Here is a 1844-nt window from a genome sequence, read left to right as displayed (position 1 = left end):
ATTAGCGCATCAGTCATTGCCCCAACGACTGCGACTCGCTGGATGTCGCTTTCACTACTCGCAAGAGTTTTATCGTATCCGCCGAAGATTTCCCGAACGCGATCGCAGTAACTCACAAAACTCTGTACAGCAATGTCTCCAATCGTACCAATCGGTCGTCCTTCCTTTTCTCCCAACACCTCCAATGCCGACATCCCCAGCACATCGGCAAGTCGAGGATTAAAACCCAGTGTCATGCGTTCGTCAAAAGCCAGATGATACGCCAAAATACCCATATCCGGTGCTAATCTTCCCGGTTCTAGCTTCCAAGGACGATGTAAAAATAAAGCATCTATTCGTTTAGATTTCGCCCATTTTTCTAACCCCGCCCAAGGTTCTAAGGCTAATCCTATCCGACGAATCGGGCGCGTTGAAGGGTGATAAATGCCACCTTGGTCGTCCCCAAAGCGATGAACGGCAAAGAATCGATCTAAAAATTGTGCAATATCATCAATAACTATCATGCTCCCAGCCCGTGTAACTGTATTTGCGAGTGAATTTCACCTAAATCCGCACGAAATCTGACCCTAACATTGGAATTGGGTGAAAACAAAATTATCATAATTTGGCGGCTGGGCAGAGGAAAAGAAATTTGCACCCTCACAGGGCATTCAGAAATAGTTTTCTCTGTTGCTTTTAGTCCTGAGAAACAAATGTTAGTTAATGGTAGTAATGACAAGACGGCTATTGTTTGGCGAGGTTATTAATGAAAGGGAAATGGCTAGTTCTACTGGAGGGCAAAGAATCCTATCTTAGGAATCTTACCGATTTACTTCGTTCACCCGAATGCAGTGTGATTAAAGAAGAGGGGAGTTATTACCTAAGTTCTTCACGCTTTGACTTGATAACAGATGAGGTTCAAGTGTGTGCCTGTGCCACTGAACTTTTGATGCGGATAAATGCAGCGGCAATGGTTTATTTTGGAGATGTTAAACCATTTACACTTGATGTCATTGTTCGAGTTGATGAAGACGGAAAGAGGAATCGAGAGTGTCTACTTTCAGCAACTTGGACTATTGAAGACTTCGGTTTCGATATCCAATGGGATGGAAGTGAGGACTTTTCCCAACACCCTAGCTACTTAGAAACTTGGATCAAAATTGCAGGTGCAGAGCCAGACGATAAAATAAAAAAAGTTTTTCGGATTTTAACTGAGCGTAAAGACTGGGTTAATCTTTACAAAGTTTACGAAGTCGTTCAAGAAGACGTTGGTAAAAGAATCACAGAAGATGGCTGGGCTACCAAAAAGAAGACAGAATGCTTCTCTCGGACGGCTCAGAGTCCTGGCGCGATTGGCGATGATGCACGTCACGGGGTTGAGAAGTCTGAGCCACCGAAGAATCCTATGTCCTTACTAGAAGCACAGCGTCTCATCATAGTAATTGTGAGAAAGTGGCTTGAGTGGAAATCCAAAGAACAGAAATAGTCAGTAGAGCCAACAACGCGATCGCCAACCCTGTTTTTGCTAGAAAGCAATCGCTCTCAACATCTCACGCTGAAATTTATAGCTAGGGATCGGTAGAACTGGAAATCGGATGGATCGAAGAAACTTGCTGCAATTTTTGCGCTTCCAGCACTTCTAGCCTAGCCAGCGATGTAGCCGCGTCTGCTAACTGTAAAGCCAGATTTACCCGACATACGGGATCTGTTGCTTGCCAAAGATCCCGCGACAGACAATGTACTCGATAGCGAAACATTTTAATGGAGTATGACGGGATGGCTTTAACAGTCATGGTTACAATCTCTTTTCTACAGAAGCTTGAATGTCTAGAAGTACCCGTGCTGGCTCTAGATAAACAAATGTC

General features: G+C 44.2%; 4 protein-coding genes. 2 read left to right on the top strand and 2 right to left on the bottom strand.

All coding sequences use genetic code 11. The features are described from left to right. On the bottom strand, positions 1–503 hold a 503-nt coding region (locus tag H6F50_RS12625; protein ID WP_190428968.1), incomplete at its 3' end, for a Nif3-like dinuclear metal center hexameric protein. A gap of 69 nt (positions 504–572) precedes the next feature. Between H6F50_RS12625 and H6F50_RS12620 the strand changes: the two genes are divergently transcribed. Further along, positions 573–746, top strand: a complete 174-nt coding sequence (locus tag H6F50_RS12620; RefSeq protein WP_347277161.1) for a hypothetical protein — start codon at positions 573–575, stop codon at positions 744–746. A gap of 86 nt (positions 747–832) precedes the next feature. Next, entirely contained in the window at positions 833–1465 is a 633-nt protein-coding gene (locus tag H6F50_RS12615) for a hypothetical protein (RefSeq protein ID WP_190428967.1), read from the top strand. A gap of 82 nt (positions 1466–1547) precedes the next feature. Here H6F50_RS12615 and H6F50_RS12610 read toward each other — a convergent pair. Then, the coding region (locus tag H6F50_RS12610) for a hypothetical protein (RefSeq protein ID WP_242029003.1) at positions 1548–1844 on the bottom strand (297 nt) is incomplete at its 5' end.

The organism is Coleofasciculus sp. FACHB-712, assembly GCF_014695635.1.
Lineage (GTDB): Bacteria > Cyanobacteriota > Cyanobacteriia > Cyanobacteriales > FACHB-T130 > FACHB-T130.
Note: the sequence above shows the minus strand (reverse complement) of the source record. Positions and strands in the feature narration are given on the sequence as shown.